The sequence below is a fragment of the Kitasatospora sp. NPDC059146 genome, assembly GCF_042786665.1.
GTDB lineage: Bacteria > Actinomycetota > Actinomycetes > Streptomycetales > Streptomycetaceae > Kitasatospora.
This window is the reverse complement of record NZ_JBHZCY010000035.1, coordinates 53,265-68,811: the sequence shown is the minus strand read 5'-3', so window position 1 is coordinate 68,811 and position 15,547 is coordinate 53,265. Positions and strand designations below refer to the sequence as shown.

The 15,547-nt window shown below is 73.0% G+C and carries 14 protein-coding genes; 8 read left to right on the top strand and 6 right to left on the bottom strand.

Features of this window, described 5'->3' with window-relative positions:
- The first annotated feature begins 209 nt into the window (after nucleotides 1-209).
- From ACFXPX_RS17790 to pyrE, 5 genes are all read left to right on the top strand, one after another.
- Nucleotides 210-1,370 (top strand): pyridoxal phosphate-dependent aminotransferase, encoded by a 1,161-nt coding sequence (locus tag ACFXPX_RS17790; protein ID WP_380523830.1) that lies wholly within the window; start codon nucleotides 210-212, stop codon nucleotides 1,368-1,370.
- Between the two features lie 830 nt (nucleotides 1,371-2,200).
- Nucleotides 2,201-2,728 carry a DUF2617 family protein gene (locus ACFXPX_RS17785; RefSeq protein WP_375882747.1) on the top strand — a complete coding sequence of 176 codons (528 nt, stop codon included), beginning with the start codon at nucleotides 2,201-2,203 and terminating at the stop codon, nucleotides 2,726-2,728.
- 169 nt (nucleotides 2,729-2,897) lie between these two features.
- Nucleotides 2,898-4,541 (top strand): polyamine aminopropyltransferase, encoded by a 1,644-nt coding sequence (locus ACFXPX_RS17780; protein ID WP_380587578.1) that lies wholly within the window; start codon nucleotides 2,898-2,900, stop codon nucleotides 4,539-4,541.
- A gap of 207 nt (nucleotides 4,542-4,748) precedes the next feature.
- Complete coding sequence (locus ACFXPX_RS17775; RefSeq protein ID WP_380587575.1) at nucleotides 4,749-5,834, top strand: hypothetical protein; 1,086 nt, start codon at nucleotides 4,749-4,751, stop codon at nucleotides 5,832-5,834.
- 43 nt (nucleotides 5,835-5,877) lie between these two features.
- A complete protein-coding gene (gene pyrE / locus ACFXPX_RS17770) occupies nucleotides 5,878-6,414 on the top strand; it encodes an orotate phosphoribosyltransferase (protein ID WP_375882755.1) in 537 nt (178 codons plus the stop codon).
- Nucleotides 6,415-6,552: 138 nt separating this feature from the next.
- On the opposite strand, the gene ACFXPX_RS17765 is transcribed toward pyrE, so the two are convergent.
- Nucleotides 6,553-7,272: a DedA family protein gene (locus ACFXPX_RS17765; protein ID WP_375882757.1), complete on the bottom strand. Its 720-nt coding sequence runs from the start codon at nucleotides 7,270-7,272 to the stop codon at nucleotides 6,553-6,555.
- 387 nt (nucleotides 7,273-7,659) lie between these two features.
- On the opposite strand from ACFXPX_RS17765, the gene fbaA reads away from it, so the two are divergent.
- Nucleotides 7,660-8,682 (top strand): class II fructose-bisphosphate aldolase, encoded by a 1,023-nt coding sequence (fbaA, locus tag ACFXPX_RS17760; protein ID WP_375882760.1) that lies wholly within the window; start codon nucleotides 7,660-7,662, stop codon nucleotides 8,680-8,682.
- Between the two features lie 85 nt (nucleotides 8,683-8,767).
- Here the strand turns inward: fbaA and ACFXPX_RS17755 are convergent, their stop codons facing one another.
- On the bottom strand, nucleotides 8,768-9,199 hold the full coding sequence (locus tag ACFXPX_RS17755; protein WP_380523822.1) for a DUF3151 domain-containing protein: 432 nt from the start codon (nucleotides 9,197-9,199) through the stop codon (nucleotides 8,768-8,770).
- Nucleotides 9,200-9,450: 251 nt separating this feature from the next.
- Here ACFXPX_RS17755 and ACFXPX_RS17750 point away from each other — a divergent pair, with 251 nt between their 5' ends.
- Together ACFXPX_RS17750 and ACFXPX_RS17745 are read left to right on the top strand one after the other, a co-directional pair.
- Nucleotides 9,451-10,233, top strand: a complete 783-nt coding sequence (locus tag ACFXPX_RS17750) for a DUF3152 domain-containing protein (protein WP_380523820.1) — start codon at nucleotides 9,451-9,453, stop codon at nucleotides 10,231-10,233.
- Nucleotides 10,234-10,315: 82 nt separating this feature from the next.
- The gene (locus ACFXPX_RS17745; RefSeq protein WP_380642096.1) at nucleotides 10,316-11,023 is read left to right on the top strand and encodes a hypothetical protein; all 708 of its coding nucleotides are present in this window, start codon (nucleotides 10,316-10,318) and stop codon (nucleotides 11,021-11,023) included.
- Between the two features lie 20 nt (nucleotides 11,024-11,043).
- On the opposite strand, the gene ACFXPX_RS17740 is transcribed toward ACFXPX_RS17745, so the two are convergent.
- The 4 genes from ACFXPX_RS17740 to purS form a co-directional block, all read right to left on the bottom strand.
- Nucleotides 11,044-11,856 (bottom strand): sterol carrier family protein, encoded by an 813-nt coding sequence (locus tag ACFXPX_RS17740; RefSeq protein WP_380523817.1) that lies wholly within the window; start codon nucleotides 11,854-11,856, stop codon nucleotides 11,044-11,046.
- A gap of 64 nt (nucleotides 11,857-11,920) precedes the next feature.
- Nucleotides 11,921-14,176, bottom strand: a complete 2,256-nt coding sequence (gene purL / locus ACFXPX_RS17735) for a phosphoribosylformylglycinamidine synthase subunit PurL (protein ID WP_380642094.1) — start codon at nucleotides 14,174-14,176, stop codon at nucleotides 11,921-11,923.
- A complete protein-coding gene (gene purQ, locus ACFXPX_RS17730; protein ID WP_375882778.1) occupies nucleotides 14,176-14,853 on the bottom strand; it encodes a phosphoribosylformylglycinamidine synthase subunit PurQ in 678 nt (225 codons plus the stop codon). The genes purL and purQ overlap by 1 nt, the downstream gene beginning before the upstream one ends.
- Nucleotides 14,850-15,104 (bottom strand): phosphoribosylformylglycinamidine synthase subunit PurS, encoded by a 255-nt coding sequence (gene purS / locus ACFXPX_RS17725; protein ID WP_030278336.1) that lies wholly within the window; start codon nucleotides 15,102-15,104, stop codon nucleotides 14,850-14,852. Before purS ends, purQ begins: the two co-directional genes overlap by 4 nt.
- Between the last annotated feature and the right edge of the window lie 443 nt (nucleotides 15,105-15,547).

Genomic DNA, 15,547 nt, shown 5'->3' with positions numbered 1-15,547 from the left:
GCCAACCTCGACGTCGCCGTCGTGGCTGCCTGAGTTCCGTAGCACCGGCCGAGGGGCGGGCGCCCCCCCCGGCGGCCCGGCCCCCGGCAGACGCCGGGGGCCGGGCCGTTCCCGTACCCTCCCCGCGCCTCCCGGCCGCCGGGCCGTCCTTGTCCCCGGCCCCCGACTGCCCCAGGATGGCCCTGACGACGAGCCGTGAGGAGCCACCGATGGGTACCAGGCCGCTGCTGAACCGCCGACTTGCCGGGATGGGGACGACGATCTTCGCCGAGATGTCCGCCCTGGCCACGGCCACCGGCTCGATCAACCTCGGCCAGGGCTTCCCCGACACCGACGGGCCCGAGGAGGTCCGCGAGGCGGCCGTCCGGGCCCTGCGCGAGGGCCGCGGCAACCAGTACCCGCCCGGCCCCGGCATCCCCGAGCTTCGGCAGGCCATCGCCGAGCACCAGCAGCGCTTCCACGGCCTCGCGTACGACCCCGACACCGAGGTCCTGGTCACCGCCGGAGCCACCGAGGCCATCGCCGCCGCCCTGCTCGCCCTGCTGGAGCCCGGCGACGAGGTGATCGCCCTCGAACCCTTCTACGACTCCTACGCCGCCTGCATCGCCATGGCCGGAGCCGTCCGCCGCCCGCTCACCCTCCGGGCCCCGCACTTCCGCCCCGACCTGGACGAACTGCGCGCCCTGATCAACCCGCGCACCCGGCTGCTGCTGATCAACACCCCGCACAACCCGACCGGCACCGTCCTCACCGCCGAGGAGCTGGCCGGCATCGCCGCCCTCGCGATCGAGCACGACCTCCTGGTGATCACCGACGAGGTGTACGAGCACCTGGTCTTCGGCGCCACCCACCACCCCCTCGCCGCCCTCCCCGGCATGCGCGAGCGCACCGTCACCATCTCCTCGGCCGGCAAGACCTTCTCCTTCACCGGCTGGAAGGTCGGCTGGGTCACCGCGAGCCCCGCCCTGGTCGCCGCCGTGCGCACCGCCAAGCAGTACCTCACCTACGTCAGCGCCGGCCCCTTCCAGTACGCCGTCGCCGAGGCCCTGCGCCTGCCCGACGGCTACTTCGACACCCTGCGCACCGACCTGCGCCGCAAGCGCGACCTCCTGCTCGACGGCCTCACCGCGGCCGGCTTCCGGGCCTTCACCCCCGAGGGCACGTACTTCGTCACCACCGACATCACCCCGCTCGGGGAGAAGGACGGCATCGACTTCTGCCGCGCCCTCCCGGAGCGCTGCGGCGTCGTCGCCATCCCCAACGCCGTCTTCTACGACGACCCGGACGCCGGGCGCAGCCTGGTCCGGTTCACCTTCTGCAAGAAGGACGAGGTCCTCCAGGAGGCCGTCGACCGCCTGCGGCGGCTCTGAGCGACCGCCGGTCGACGTCGGCGGCGCATCCGGTGCCGTGCGGAATCCGGAAGAACCGGAAGAAGCCGCCGACGTCCCACCCGGGCACGAAGCCAGCCACGAAGCCGGGCACGAAGTGCGGAATGCCGGGCGGCGGAATGCCCTCCCGCCCCCCGTGCGTGCCCCCCGCAGCCGCCCGTGCGATGAACATGCCTTGCTCGCACGTGAGTTGATCCGCCGACGGCTCCGCTCGGCGGCCCCGTCCGGTCCGCGCGGCGCCGCCTAGCCCGCCGGAGAGCGGTTTCTGCAAAGGGAGCGGAGGGTTCCGGGGGCCCGTTGCGCACATGGGGCGCGCGTTTCGTTTTGCGCGCCCCCTTGGACAGGGACCAATTCTGGCCCGCCGAACATGCTGATTCGACCCCCAACTCCCCTGGGTGGCATGCTCCTTTGCTGCCCGTCAGGCAGGCCTCACAGCCTGTCGGGCACACCCGGAGACCCGCCCGCACATCCCGTGGGGCGGGCGGCGGCGCATGATGCGCGCGAAGAGCGCACGACCGGCGCACACGGCGCACGGGCCGGTGACAGGGGCGCGCGCTGTGCAGAGTCGCACACCGGGTCGATCAGAGCCGGGAAGCAGGTGTGCTCGAAACGGTGAATGCTTGACAAAGATGGGTAAATCACCGACGGACCCGGCGTATTCATGCTTCTCTGCTGCTGAATCTCCAGCCGGAATCCTTCCTTCCACGGTCGGCCGCGCCCAGGGCCGCACAGCCACGAACAGCCTCGCCATCGCCTAGGCCTACTCGCTGCTGCTCGGCGGGCGCGCACGGAGCTGAAACGCGGAGCCGAGCATGCTCACCACACTGCAGACCTCCTACACGGACACCCGCGCCGGTGACCTGGCCTGGTGCCTCGGCGGCGACCCGCTGCCCGCTCTCGCCGTCCGCGACCTGAGACTCGACGGCGGCCGCCCCGGAACCCCCGGCACCCTCCAGCTGCGGCTGCTGGGCGCCTCGCACCAGGTGGTCATCTCGGCCGGCCCCGGAGACTGCCTGGAGACCGTCGCCTGCATGCCCGGCCGCCGCACCCCGCTGCCGGCCCGGGTGGCCAAGCAGGTCGGCGGCTGGGAGTACGAGTTCGCCGCCCGCATCGAGGCCCTGCCCCCGCACGACTTCGCGGCCCGCGCCCAGGAGCTGCTGGCCCTGGTCGAGGGGCACCCGCGCGGTCTCGCCGGGGTCTTCCCGGGCGACCCGAGCGCCTTCACCGCCCTGGTCACCCAGGGCGGCACCGACCGGCTGCTCTGGCGGACCTGGCACGCCTACCCGCAGGAGGGGCAGCTGGTCTGCACCCGTTCCTCGCTGGTGGTGCCGGGGCCGTGACAGCCCACCCGCCGGGCACCAGCAGCCCGTCCGGCAGCACCGAACCGGTCATATGCCACCCGGCACAGGCCTACGAATCGTACGCAGGAACGATTCGTCAATCCGAGGGCTCCCGCTGTCCGTCGGATGGGCGCAGCGATCCGTCCCGCACGTCCCCTAGCGTTTGTTCGTGATCAACCATCCGGCCGGTCCGCCCGCACGCCCGCGAGTGGACCTCGACGACGGCACCCCACCCCGGCCCGGGCGAAGCCTCACCCCCCTGCCCGCCCGCCGTCGCTCCCGGCTGCGCTCCCGCCCCCGGCTCGCCCGGCTGACCGTCCTGCTGGCCGCGTTCGTCTGCGCGGCCTGCGGACTCGTCTACGAGCTCGAACTCGTGGCGCTCGGCGACTACCTGCTCGGGGACACCGTCACCCAGACCTCCGTGGTGCTCTCCGTCATGGTCTTCGCGATGGGCCTCGGCTCCCTGCTCGCCAAACGGCTCACCCGCCGGCCCGCGACCGCCTTCGCCCTCGTCGAGTGCGCCCTCGCCCTCACCGGCGGGCTCTCCGTCCTCGCCCTGTACTCCTGCTGGGCCTGGATCGGCCGCTACCAGGCCGCGATGGTCATCCTCACCTGCCTCATCGGCATCCTCATCGGCGCCGAGATCCCGCTGCTGATGACCCTCATCCAACGCATCCGGCGCGAGGACGCCGGACGCGCCGTCGCCGACCTCTTCGCCGCCGACTACGTGGGCGCGCTGATCGGCGGCCTCGCCTTCCCGTTCCTGATCCTCCCCCTGCTCGGCCCCGGCGACGGCGCCCTGCTCACCGGGGCGGTCAACGCCGTCGCCGGGGCCGCCGTGGTGCTCTGGCTCTTCCGCGAGGAACCCGCCCCCCGGATACGACGGCTGCTCTGGGCCGGCTGCGCCCTCGTCCTCGCCCTGCTCGCCGCGGCCGCCGTCGGCTCCGACCCGATCGAACGCGCCGCCCGGCACGCCCTCTACGGCGACCAGGTCCGCTACGCCACCCGCAGCCGGTACCAGGAGATCGTGCTCACCGGCCCCGCCGAGGGCCCGCTCCGGCTCTACCTCGACGGACGGCTCGCGGTCTGCGGGCCCGACGAGTACCGGGGCAGCGAAGGCCTCGTCCACCCGGCCATGGCCGCCGGCCCCGACGCCCGGGTCCTGCTGCTCGGCGGCGGCGACGGCCTCGCCCTGCGGGAGGTGCTGCGGCACCGCGGCGTCCGCTCCGTCCGCCTCGTCGACGCCGACCCGGCGCTCCCCCGGCTCGCCCGCACCGACCCCGGCCTCGCCGCCCTCGACGGCCACGCCCTGGACGACCCCAGGGTCCGCACCACCGCCGCCGACCCGCTGGCCTGGCTGCGCGGCGCACCCGACGAGGAGTACGACGTGGTGCTCGCCGACCTGCCCGCCCCCTCGGACGGCGGCCCGGTCAAGTTCCACTCCCAGGAGTTCTACGGCCTCGCCGCCCGGCTGCTGGCCCCCGGCGGCCGGATCGCCGTCCGCGCCGGCGGGGAAGGCGGGGGCGGCGGGGACGGCCTCTGGCAGATCGAGTCCGGCCTCCGCGCGGTCGGGCTGCGGACCGCCCCGTACGCGGTCGACGGCAGCGCCACCGCCGGCTGCCGCCCGGGCCCGCCGGACGCCGCCCAGGACTTCCTGCTCGCCGCCGCCACCCCGCCCCCGCTCACCCTCGCCCCCGACGCCCCACCACCCCGGGCCCTCACCCCCGACACCCTCCGCACCTCGACCACCCGCCTCACCGCCCTCCGCCCACCCCGCCCCCCGGCCCCCCTCACCCTGCTGGCACCGCGCTGACCCGGCGGCCGACCTCGGCGGTGCACCGGTCGGGCCCACGTCCGAGCGGTGTACCGCGCCGCGCACGAAGCGGCTCCGGGGCCCCGGGCCGGGAGGGCGAACGGGCGCGGGACACGCCCCGGAGCCCGGGCGGGCGGGGGCGGGCCGGGGAAAGTCGGGCGGTGGTGGGTGGGGACCGGGCGGGGCCCAGTCGGTAGGCTCCGTGGCATGGAGCATGAGGTTGTCGTCCCGATGTCCGCAGAGCTGGTGCGGCAGGCCTTGCAGGATCCGGCGCTGCTGGCGCGGAGCGTGCCGGGTCTGAGCACCGAGCCGGCGGCGGTCGGGACCGGGCCGGCCGAGGAGATCGGCGGGCGGCTGAAACTGCGGATCGGCGGCTCCACGATCACCTACAAGGGCGTGCTGTCGCTGATCGAGGGCCGGGGCGGTGTGCTGACCGTGCTGGCCGAGGGCGAGGAGGCCCGGGGCAGCGGCGAGGCGACCGCCACCGTACGGGTGAGCGTCGCGGAGGGTGCCGAGGACGGCACCGCGACGGTCCGCTTCACCGGCGACCTGAGCGCCACCGGCCGGCTGACCGAGTTCGACGCCGAGACCCTCGACGCCGTCGGCCGCCGTCTGCTGGAGCGCTTCGCCCTCGCGCTCACCTCCCCGGACGCCCCGGCCGTCGGCGAGGAGGAGCTCGCCGACGAGGCCGCGGACGAGGCCGGGTCGGAGCCCTCGGACGAGGCCGACGCCGGGACGGACGACGGGACGGACACCGGGACGGACGCCGAGGTGGTGTTCATCGAGGACCGCCAGGACCAGCCCGGCGACGACCTGGACGACGACCTCTCCGACCTGATCGCCTTCTCCGACGCCGATGCCGAGCGTTTCGGCCTCCCCACCGGCTCCGCCGCCGACGACGACAACGACGGCGAGGACGACATCGACGAGCGCGGCGACGGCGACGCCGCCGAGGCCGGCACCGGCGGTCCGCAGGACGGGGTCGCCGAGGAGCTCCCGGTCGAGCCGCTCTTCGCCTACGAGGACGAGCCGGAGCTCTCCGGCCCGGTCCGCCGCAGCATCGTCGGCCGTTCGGCCGAGGAGGTGGACCACGCCCCGCCGCGCGGCCGGTACGCCCCGGCGCTGCCGGCCCGCAGCGCGCGGGCCCGGGCGGCGTCCCGCTGGGGCGGCGAGGCCGGTGGCATCGTGGTGCCGGGCGCGGGCGGCCGCAGTGCGGTGCCGTGGGTGATCGGCGGCTCGGTGGCCCTGCTGGGCGGCGCCGTGGTGCTGGTCAGGGCGCTGCGCCGGCGCTAGCCGCGAGCGCCCCGCAGGCCGTCAGGGCCTAGACTGAACGCTCATGAGCAACGACCGCGACGCCCTGCTGGCACAGATCAAGGACAAGGCCGTCGTGCACGGCAAGGTCACCCTTTCCTCCGGCAAGGAGGCCGACTACTACGTCGACCTGCGCCGGATCACGCTGGACGGCGAGGCCGCCCCGCTGGTCGGCCGGGTGATGCTGGACGCGACCTCCCACCTGGAGTACGACGCCGTCGGCGGCCTGACCCTGGGCGCCGACCCGGTGGCGGCCTCGATGCTGCACGCCGCCGCCGCGCGCGGGCAGAAGCTGGACGCCTTCGTGGTCCGCAAGGCGGGCAAGGCGCACGGCCTGCAGCGCCGGATCGAGGGACCCGAGGTGAAGGGCCGCCGGGTGCTGGCGGTCGAGGACACCTCCACCACCGGTGGCTCGGTGCTGACCGCCGTCGAGGCGCTGCGCGAGGCGGGCGCCGAGGTGGTCGGCGTCGCGGTGATCGTCGAGCGCGGTGGCGCGGCCGCGATCGCGGAGCAGGGCCTGGAGTACGTGACCGCGTACGACCTGGACGACCTGGGTCTCTGACCCGTACGGGCACCCCTGGCAACACCGAGGGCCGGGCCCTGTTTCACGTGAAACCACGTGGAACGGGGCCCGGCCCTCCGTCACTGCACCGTGAAGCCGTGCAGCCGTACGCGCCGTGCAGCCGTACGCCGTGCAGCCTCAGCCGCGGCGGTGCCGCCCGCTGCCGCTCTGCACCGCGTCGCCGGCCGGGGCCTCGACGATGCCGGCCTTCTTCTTGCGGCGCTCCCGCACGACCTCGACCAGGATCGGCGAGACCGACAGCAGCACGATCAGCAGCACGGCCGGGATCAGGTACTTGTCGATCACCGGGGCGAGCGCGTCGCCGAAGAAGTAGCCGATCAGCAGCATGGACTCGGTCCAGAGCACGCCGCCGACGACGTTCCACACGAAGAAGGTCTTCGCGGGCATCTCCAGGGTGCCGGCCACCGGGTTCAGGAAGGTCCGGATGATCGGCATGAAGCGGGCCAGCACCACGGCCTTGCCCGAGCCGAACTTGTTGAAGTACTCCTCCGCCTTCACCACGTACTCGCGGCGGAAGATCTTCGAATCGGGCTTGTCGAACATCCTCGGTCCGACCTTGACACCGATCAGGTGCCCCAGCTGGGCACCGGCGATCGCCGCGATCGGGCAGCCCACGAGCAGCACGGCGATCGGCAGCTTCGCACCGTCGCCGAGCACCGAGGAGGCCGCGTTCGAGGCGGCCACGCCCGCCAGGATCAGCAGCGAGTCACCCGGGAAGAAGAAGCCGACCAGCAGGCCGGTCTCCGCGAAGATGATCGCGATCAGCCCGATGGCGCCGAGGGACGAGATCAGGGATTTGGCGTCGAGCACGTTGACGGCCAGCTGGTTGTAGTCCACGGGCGCAGGATAGCGGGCGTACCTTTCCGGTGACGTCCGGCCGAGGCCGCGGACCGGGAGCGTGCACCGGGAGCGCCGACCGGGAGCGCGGACCGGGCCGGTGGGCGCGGAACCGCCGACGAGTTCCGGCCGCGCCGTCCGGTACGCCGTCCCGACAGACGGGCTCCTGCTGACCTGCGGGCACGAGTCTGGGAAGATGACACCGGCGTCCGGTCCGCAGCGGCCCACCACCCTCATGGCCGTACCGCGGAGGTCGCCTCGAACCTTGGTGCCGGAGAGCCACACCGCAGCGCCGCGCGTCGGCGGGCCGGCACGGAGTCGTCACGAAGGCGTACACAGCGTCGGACAGCACCGTCCGTACGCCGCAACCCGACAGGAGCGGATCGCATGCCCATCGCAACTCCCGAGGTCTACAACGAGATGCTGGACCGGGCCAAGGCGGGCAAGTTCGCCTACCCGGCCATCAACGTCACTTCGTCGCAGACCCTGCACGCCGCGCTGCGCGGTTTCGCCGAGGCCGAGAGCGACGGCATCATCCAGATCTCGACCGGTGGCGCGGAGTTCCTGGGCGGCCAGCACAGCAAGGACATGGTCACCGGCGCGGTCGCGCTCGCCGAGTTCGCCCACATCGTCGCCGCCAAGTACGACATCACCGTCGCGCTGCACACCGACCACTGCCCGAAGGACAAGCTGGACGGCTACGTCCGCCCGCTGCTGGCGGTCTCCGCCGAGCGCGTGGCCAAGGGCCAGAACCCGCTGTTCCAGTCGCACATGTGGGACGGCTCGGCCGAGACCCTCGCCGACAACCTGGAGATCGCCCAGGAGCTGCTGGCCCAGGCCGCCGCCGCCAAGATCATCCTTGAGGTCGAGATCACCCCGACCGGCGGCGAGGAGGACGGCGTCACCCACGAGATCAACGACGAGCTGTACACCACCGTCAACGACGCGGTGCGCACCGCCGAGGCGCTGGGCCTGGGAGAGAAGGGCCGCTACCTGCTGGCCGCCTCCTTCGGCAACGTGCACGGCGTGTACAAGCCGGGCAACGTCGTGCTCAAGCCGGAGCTGCTGCGCGAGCTGCAGGACGCGATCGGCAAGCAGTACGGCCGGACCGACCCGTTCGACTTCGTCTTCCACGGCGGCTCGGGCTCGACCACCGAGGAGATCGCCACCGCGCTGGAGAACGGCGTCGTGAAGATGAACCTGGACACCGACACCCAGTACGCCTTCACCCGCCCGGTGGCCGGCCACATGTTCGCCAACTACGACGGCGTGCTGAAGGTCGACGGCGAGGTCGGCAAGAAGAACACCTACGACCCCCGCACCTGGGGCAAGCTGGCCGAGGCCGGCATGGCCGCCCGCGTGCGCGAGGCCGCCGAGCAGCTGCGCTCGGCCGGCAAGCGCCTGAAGTAACCGGCGGCCGGCACGACCGGCGCCCGGAGTGCTGAGTGCCCCCGGTGGATCGTCCACCGGGGGCACGGTCACACCGTCGGGGTGCCTACAGCTCGGTCGACTGCTTGAGCTCCGCGTACGCCTCCGCGCTGCTGTCCTTGAGGAACTGCCAGCAGCGGGCCTCCTCCTCGGTCTCCTTGATCGCGCCGGCCGCCCGGGCGAGCGCCGCCAGGCAGCGCAGGAAGCCGCGGTTGCCGCGGTGCTCCCACGGCACCGGGCCGTGGCCCTTCCAGCCGTTGCGGCGCAGCGCGTCGAGGCCCCGGTGGTAGCCGGTGCGGGCGTAGGCGTACGACTCGACGTACCGGCCGGCGGCGTAGGCGTCGTCGGCGAGCATGGCCCAGGCGAGGCAGAAGGTCGGGAACTCCGCGGCCACCTGGGTCGGTGAGGCGGACTCCTCCGCCAGCATCCGGTAGGGCTGCTCGTCCTCGGGCAGCAGGGTCGGTTCGGGGCCGTCGAGAAGATTCCTGTGGATCGCCATGGGTGCAGTCTGCCATTCGGGGCCCTGGGGTCAACCGCCCCCCGGTGATCGGCCGCCCGCCGGCCCGACGAGCGCCGCCCAACGCACGACGGGCCCCGAAGGTTGCATACCGGGTATATGGACATTCACCCGTTCGCCATGTCAGGGTGTGGCGCGTGCCCGCAGCCAGATCCGCCCGCCGGCGAGCCACTCAGTCCAAGAACGCTCGCAGCAGACGCCGTCGCCGGGCATCCCGCCGGATCGGACCTGGCATGCTCACGGCATTGGTGGCCTCCGTGCTGCTGCTGGGCGCCGCGGCCTTCGCCCTGGAGCGCTCCCCGGACGCCCCGGCCCCCGCCGCCTCCGCCCAGGCCCGGCTCGCCCCGCCCGCCGAACAGGCACCCGGCACCCCGTCGGCGGCCCCCACCCCGACCCCGGTGAACACCCCGACGCCCACGCCCACGCCGACGCCCACCGCCCCGGACCCCGGCCCCACCAAGGGCTCGGGCACGTTCAGCACCGCCCCCGCCAACGCCAAGGCGGTCGGGCGCGGCACCGTGCGCCGCTACCGGGTGGAGGTCGAGGACGGCATCGGCATCGACGCCGCCTCCGCCGCCGCGCAGATCCACGGCTTCCTGGGCGACCGCCGCGGCTGGACCAACGACCGCAAGAACGCCTTCCAGCTGGTCGCCGGCGGCTCCTACGACTTCACCGTGAAGATCGCCTCCCCGGCAACCGTCGACAAGATCTGCGGCGCCTCCGGCCTGGACACCCACGGCGAGGTGAACTGCAACGTCGGCAACCAGGTGCTCGTCAACTCCAAGCGCTGGAACACCGGTTCACCCCAGTTCGACGGGCCGCTGGACGAGTACCGGGCCCTGATCATCAATCACGAGGTCGGCCACCGGATCGGCCACGGCCACGAGACCTGCCCCGGCCCGGGCAAGCCCGCACCCGCGATGATGCAGCAGATCTACGGCCTCAAGGGCTGCACGCCGAACGCCTGGCCGTACTCCGCCGAGGGCACCTACCTGAGCGGCCCGGCCGTGCCCTGAGGAGCGTCCGGCGCCGCGCTTCGGAACGGAGTTGAGACCTGATCGGCAGTTGGCCGGGACCCCCGGCGCCTACCCTGCGACCATGACCGCTGCCCACCGCCGAAAGCTCACCGCCGTGTTCGCCGCCGCCGGGATCGCCCTCGGCGCCGCCGCCTGCTCGTCCTCGACCGGGGGCGTCCCCGGGCCCGGCGCACTGTCCTACGGCTCCGTCCGCTCGACCGCCGAGAAGCTCCAGCAGGACAAGCAGGACACCTGCCCGTTCGGCCTCGACCTCGGCAAGGCGCTGCAGGCGGCCGGGATCCCCGGCACCGTCACCCCGGACCACGAGTACGACGGGCACGCCGTGCAGGGCAGCGTCGGCGACGGCCTGCCGCCGCAGCCGTGGCCGTCCGGCGCGAGCCACCCGCCGACCATGCCGTCGATCCCGGCCACTCCGCCGAACGCCGACGTCAGCTGCGCCTACCAGGTCGGCACGGCGCGGCTGGACCTCGAACTGTTCGCCGTCCCGCAGTCCGGGGTGGCCGTCAACATGCTCCTGCCGGGCATCCGGCGCGCCGCGGAGCTGTCCGTCGCCGAGCTCCAGCAGGTCGCCACCGAGCAGCCGGGCCCCGGCCAGACCCGGATCCTCGGCAGCAAGGGAACCGCGGCCCTCGCCCGGATCGCGCACCAGGGCGAGGGCGACATCGTGCTGATGCTGTCCCAGAACCCCGGCACCGGCGAGCCGGACCAGGCCCTCACCGGCGAACCCCTGCGCAAGGCCGCCGCAGCCCTGGTCGACCAGCTGCACTAGGACGCGTCCGGTTCGGGCCGCTACCCCAGCACCGGCAGGTACGCCCCCAGGTCGCTGCGCTCCCCCGAGGCGGACACCCGGTGGTCGGCCACCGCCGCCGCCCAGGGCAGCCGGCCGGTGGCCAGCCGGATCCAGGTCAGCGGGTCGGTCTCGACCACGTTCGGCGGGGTGCCCCGGGTGTGCCGGGGGCCCTCGACGGCCTGGACGACGGCGTACGGCGGGATCCGCAGCTCGACCGCGCCGCCAGGGGCCCGGACGGCCAGCGCGTCGGCGAGCAGCCGGGTGACGGCGGCGAGGGCCTGGCGCTCGTGCGGGAACGCGGCGGCGCCGAGGGCGTCGGCCAGGTCGTCGGCGTGCACGACGGTCTCCACCAGCCTGGTGACCAGCATGTCGGCGAGCGTCATCGAGCCGAGCCGGATCTCGAACCGCCGTACCGGGTCGGCGGCTTCGGGCTTCGCCAGCAGACCGGTCAGCGCGTCGGCGGCCCGCCCGAAGGCCGCCGCGACGGCGGCCGCGTCCCCGCCGAAGTCCGCCGCGGCCCGGTCCCGGGCCTGCTCGTCCAGCAGCGGCGCCACCGTGCCGACCGCCGCCACCCAGCCCGGCAGGTCGAGCGGCGGGCGCCCCTGGAGCGGATCGTCCAGGTGCGCGGGGACGAAGTCGAGTTGGACGGCCAGATGGGCGAGCAGCTCCCGCACCCGCCAGTCCCCCAACCTGGTCGGCAGGTCCAGCTGTTCGTCGCCGAGGCCCGCCACGGCGGCGCGCAGCGCCCCGGTCTGGGCGGCCAGCGCGGCGCGGACCTTCTGCGGTTGGTACGTACGGGACTTGGCGGGCATGGGGCCAACATACGCCGAGGAGCGGACGGTTCGACTGAACCGTCCGCCCCTCGACAATCGCCGGTCAGGCCAGCAGGGCCTCGATGACGCCGGTGTGGGCGTCCTTCAACTCGGCCAGCGTGACGCTGAACTGCCCCTGGACGTCGAGGCTGTCGCCGTCCACGACACCGATCCGGGTGGCCGGCAGGCCACGCGCGGTGCACATGTCGTTGAAGCGGAGCTCCTCGCTGCGCGGCACCGCCACGACGGCGCGGCCGGCCGACTCCGAGAACAGCAGGACGAACGGGTCGGTGCCCTCGGGCACGACGATCCGGGCGCCGTGACCGCCCTTGAGGCAGCTCTCCACGAGCGCCTGGCCGAGGCCGCCGTCGGAGAGGTCGTGCGCGGCGTCGATCATGCCGTCGCGCGAGGCGGCGATCAGGATGTCGCCGAGCAGCCGCTCGCGCTCCAGGTCCACCGCGGGCGGCAGGCCGCCGAGGTGGTCGTGGACGACCTGCGACCAGGCCGAGCCGCCGAGTTCGTCCGCCGTGTCGCCGAGCAGGTAGAGCAGCTGCCCCTCCTCGGCGAAGGCGACCGGGGTGCGCCGGGTGACGTCGTCGATGACGCCGAGCACCGCGACCACGGGGGTCGGGTGGATGGCGACCTCGCCGGTCTGGTTGTACAGCGAGACGTTGCCGCCGGTGACCGGGGTGCCGAGCACCAGGCAGGCGTCGGCCAGGCCGCGGGTGGCCTCGGCGAACTGCCACATCACGTCCGGGTCCTCGGGGGAGCCGAAGTTGAGGCAGTCGGAGACCGCGAGCGGCTTGGCACCGCCGGCCGCGACGTTGCGGTAGGCCTCGACCAGGGCCAGCTGGGCTCCGGTGTACGGGTCCAGCTTGGCGTAGCGGCCGTTGCCGTCGGTGGCGACCGAGACGCCGAGGTTGGTCTCGTCGTCGATCCGGATCATGCCCGAGTCCTCGCCGTGCGAGAGCACGGTGTTGCCGAGCACGTAGCGGTCGTACTGGTCGGTGATCCAGGACTTGGAGGCCTGGTTCGGGTGGCTCGCGACCTTGAGCAGGTCGGCCTTGAGGCCCTCGCCGGTGGTCGGGCGGGCCAGCCGCTCGGCGGTGGGGGCGTCGGCCTGGAGCGCGTCCTGCCAGCTCGGGCGGGCGTAGGGGCGCTGGTAGACCGGGCCGTCGTGGGCGACGGTGCGCGGGGGCACGTCCACCACGAGCTCACCGTGCCAGAAGATCTCCAGGCGCTCGCCGTCGGTCACCTCGCCGATGACGTTGGCGATGACGTCCCACTTCTCGCAGATCTCCAGGAAGCGGGCGACCTTGTCGGGCTCGACGATCGCGCACATGCGCTCCTGCGACTCGCTCATGAGGATCTCCTCCGGCGAGAGCGTGTGGTCGCGCAGGTGCACGGTGTCGAGGTCGATCCGCATGCCGCCGGAGCCGGCCGAGGCCAGCTCGCTGGTGGCGCAGGACAGGCCGGCACCGCCGAGGTCCTGGATGCCCTTGACGAGCTTCTCCCGGAAGATCTCCAGGGTGCACTCGATCAGGAGCTTCTCCTGGAACGGGTCACCGACCTGGACGGCGGGGCGCTTGGTCGGCTTGGTGTCGTCGAAGGTCTCGGAGGCCAGCACCGAGACGCCGCCGATGCCGTCGCCGCCGGTGCGGGCGCCGTACAGGATGACCTTGTTGCCGGCGCCGGAGGCCTGCGCGAGGTGGATGTCCTCGTGCTTCATGACGCCCACGCACAGCGCGTTGACCAGCGGGTTGCCCTGGTAGCAGGAGTCGAAGACGACCTCGCCGCCGATGTTCGGCAGGCCCAGGCAGTTGCCGTAGCCGCCGATGCCCGCGACGATGCCGGGCAGCACGCGCCGGGTGTCCGGGTGGTCGGCCGCACCGAAGCGCAGCGGGTCCATCACGGCGACCGGGCGGGCGCCCATCGCCAGGATGTCGCGCACGATGCCGCCGATGCCGGTGGCCGCGCCCTGGTAGGGCTCGATGTACGACGGGTGGTTGTGCGACTCGACCTTGAAGGTCACCGCGTAGCCCTGGCCGACGTCGACCACACCGGCGTTCTCGCCGATGCCGACGAGCATCGCGTCCGAATCCGGCTTCTTCTCGCCGAACTGCTTGAGGTGGACCTTGCTGCTCTTGTACGAACAGTGCTCGGACCACATGACCGAGTACATCGCGAGTTCGGCGCCGGTCGGGCGGCGGCCGAGAATCTCCCGGATGCGCGCGTACTCGTCCTGCTTGAGGCCGAGTTCGGCCCACGGCTGGGCGGTGTCCGGGGTCTGCTCGGCGTTCTTGACGGTGTCGAGGCTCATCAGGCGTTCACCAGCTGCTTGAGGACGGAAGTGAAGAAGCCCAGTCCCTCGGTGGTCGGACCGGTGAGCGGCTCCACGGCGTGCTCCGGGTGCGGCATCAGGCCGACGACATTGCCGGCGGCGTTGGTGATGCCGGCGATGTCGCGGTACGAACCGTTCGGGTTGACGTCGAGGTATCGGGCCACGACCCGGCCCTCGGCCTCCAGCTCGTCCAGGACGTGGGCCTCGGCGACGAAGCGGCCCTCGCCGTTCTTGAGCGGGACGACGATTTCCTGGCCCACCGAGTAATCCCCGGTCCAGGCGGTGCCCGCGTTCTCGATCCGGAGCTTCTGGTCGCGGCAGATGAAGTGCAGCGAGTCGTTCCGGGTGAGCGCGCCGGGCAGCAGGTGCGATTCGCACAGCACCTGGAAGCCGTTGCAGATACCGAGCACCGGCATTCCGAGCCGGGCCTGCTCGATGACGGTCTCCATCACCGGCGAGAAGCGGGAGATCGCGCCGCAGCGCAGATAGTCGCCGTAACTGAATCCGCCCGGCAGGACGACGGCGTCGACCTGGTGGAGATCCTTGTCACGGTGCCAGAGGGCGACCGGCTCCGCGCCGGCCAGGCGGACCGCGCGCTGGGCGTCGCGGTCGTCGAGGGAACCGGGGAAAGTGACGACGCCTACGCGGGTGGTCACTTCGCCGCCTCCTCGACCCGGACGGTGAAGTCCTCGATCACGGTGTTGGCGAGAAAGGTCTCGGCGGCTTCGCGGATACGGGCGAGCGCGGCGTCGTCGACCGGACCCTCCAGCTCCAGCTCGAAACGCTTGCCCTGGCGGACGTCGGCGATCCCGGTGAATCCGAGACGGGGCAGTGCACGCTGCACCGCCTGGCCCTGGGGGTCGAGGATCTCCGGCTTGAGCATGACGTCGACTACGACGCGTGCCACTGGCACTCCCGGTGGTGTCTTCGGTGAGGCGGGGGAACTCCAGACTACCGGCCGTTCGGGGCAGGATTGCTGGCCGGGGCGGGTGACGCGCGTAGACCCAGGCCCCTTACGCCACAAGGGATCCGACGCCCCCACCCCCCGCCCGGGCGGCCCCGTTTCCCGGGATTCGGGGCCCCGAACCGCGCTGCCCGAAGAACACCCGAATACGGCACTTGGGGACAGATCCTCCCGTCCCGCACTCCGGTATCCGGCAGTGCCGCGAAGACTCGTGAATATCCGGAAAAGAATGCCGAACTCTTCGATTTCGACCCCCTTCGGGTGCAGAATAGGGCCACCTGTCGCGGCAAGTGCTGCGTATCCGGCGGGCCACCAGGCCTGCCCGTATGCGCTTGCGCGAGTGGGTGCACATCAGGCCGGCGGGCGCACTCCGCGAACCGGCGGCC

What these genes read in the sequence shown, in the direction of transcription:
- ACFXPX_RS17750 (WP_380523820.1), top strand. Translation starts at nt 9,451, where the DNA reads ATGCTCACGGCATTGGTGGCCTCCGTGCTGCTGCTGGGCGCCGCGGCC.
- ACFXPX_RS17790 (WP_380523830.1), top strand. Translation starts at nt 210, where the DNA reads ATGGGTACCAGGCCGCTGCTGAACCGCCGACTTGCCGGGATGGGGACG.
- ACFXPX_RS17785 (WP_375882747.1), top strand. Translation starts at nt 2,201, where the DNA reads ATGCTCACCACACTGCAGACCTCCTACACGGACACCCGCGCCGGTGAC.
- ACFXPX_RS17775 (WP_380587575.1), top strand. Translation starts at nt 4,749, where the DNA reads ATGGAGCATGAGGTTGTCGTCCCGATGTCCGCAGAGCTGGTGCGGCAG.
- purL (WP_380642094.1), bottom strand. Translation starts at nt 14,176, where the DNA reads ATGAGCCTCGACACCGTCAAGAACGCCGAGCAGACCCCGGACACCGCC.
- ACFXPX_RS17740 (WP_380523817.1), bottom strand. Translation starts at nt 11,856, where the DNA reads ATGCCCGCCAAGTCCCGTACGTACCAACCGCAGAAGGTCCGCGCCGCG.
- fbaA (WP_375882760.1), top strand. Translation starts at nt 7,660, where the DNA reads ATGCCCATCGCAACTCCCGAGGTCTACAACGAGATGCTGGACCGGGCC.
- pyrE (WP_375882755.1), top strand. Translation starts at nt 5,878, where the DNA reads ATGAGCAACGACCGCGACGCCCTGCTGGCACAGATCAAGGACAAGGCC.
- ACFXPX_RS17745 (WP_380642096.1), top strand. Translation starts at nt 10,316, where the DNA reads ATGACCGCTGCCCACCGCCGAAAGCTCACCGCCGTGTTCGCCGCCGCC.
- ACFXPX_RS17755 (WP_380523822.1), bottom strand. Translation starts at nt 9,199, where the DNA reads ATGGCGATCCACAGGAATCTTCTCGACGGCCCCGAACCGACCCTGCTG.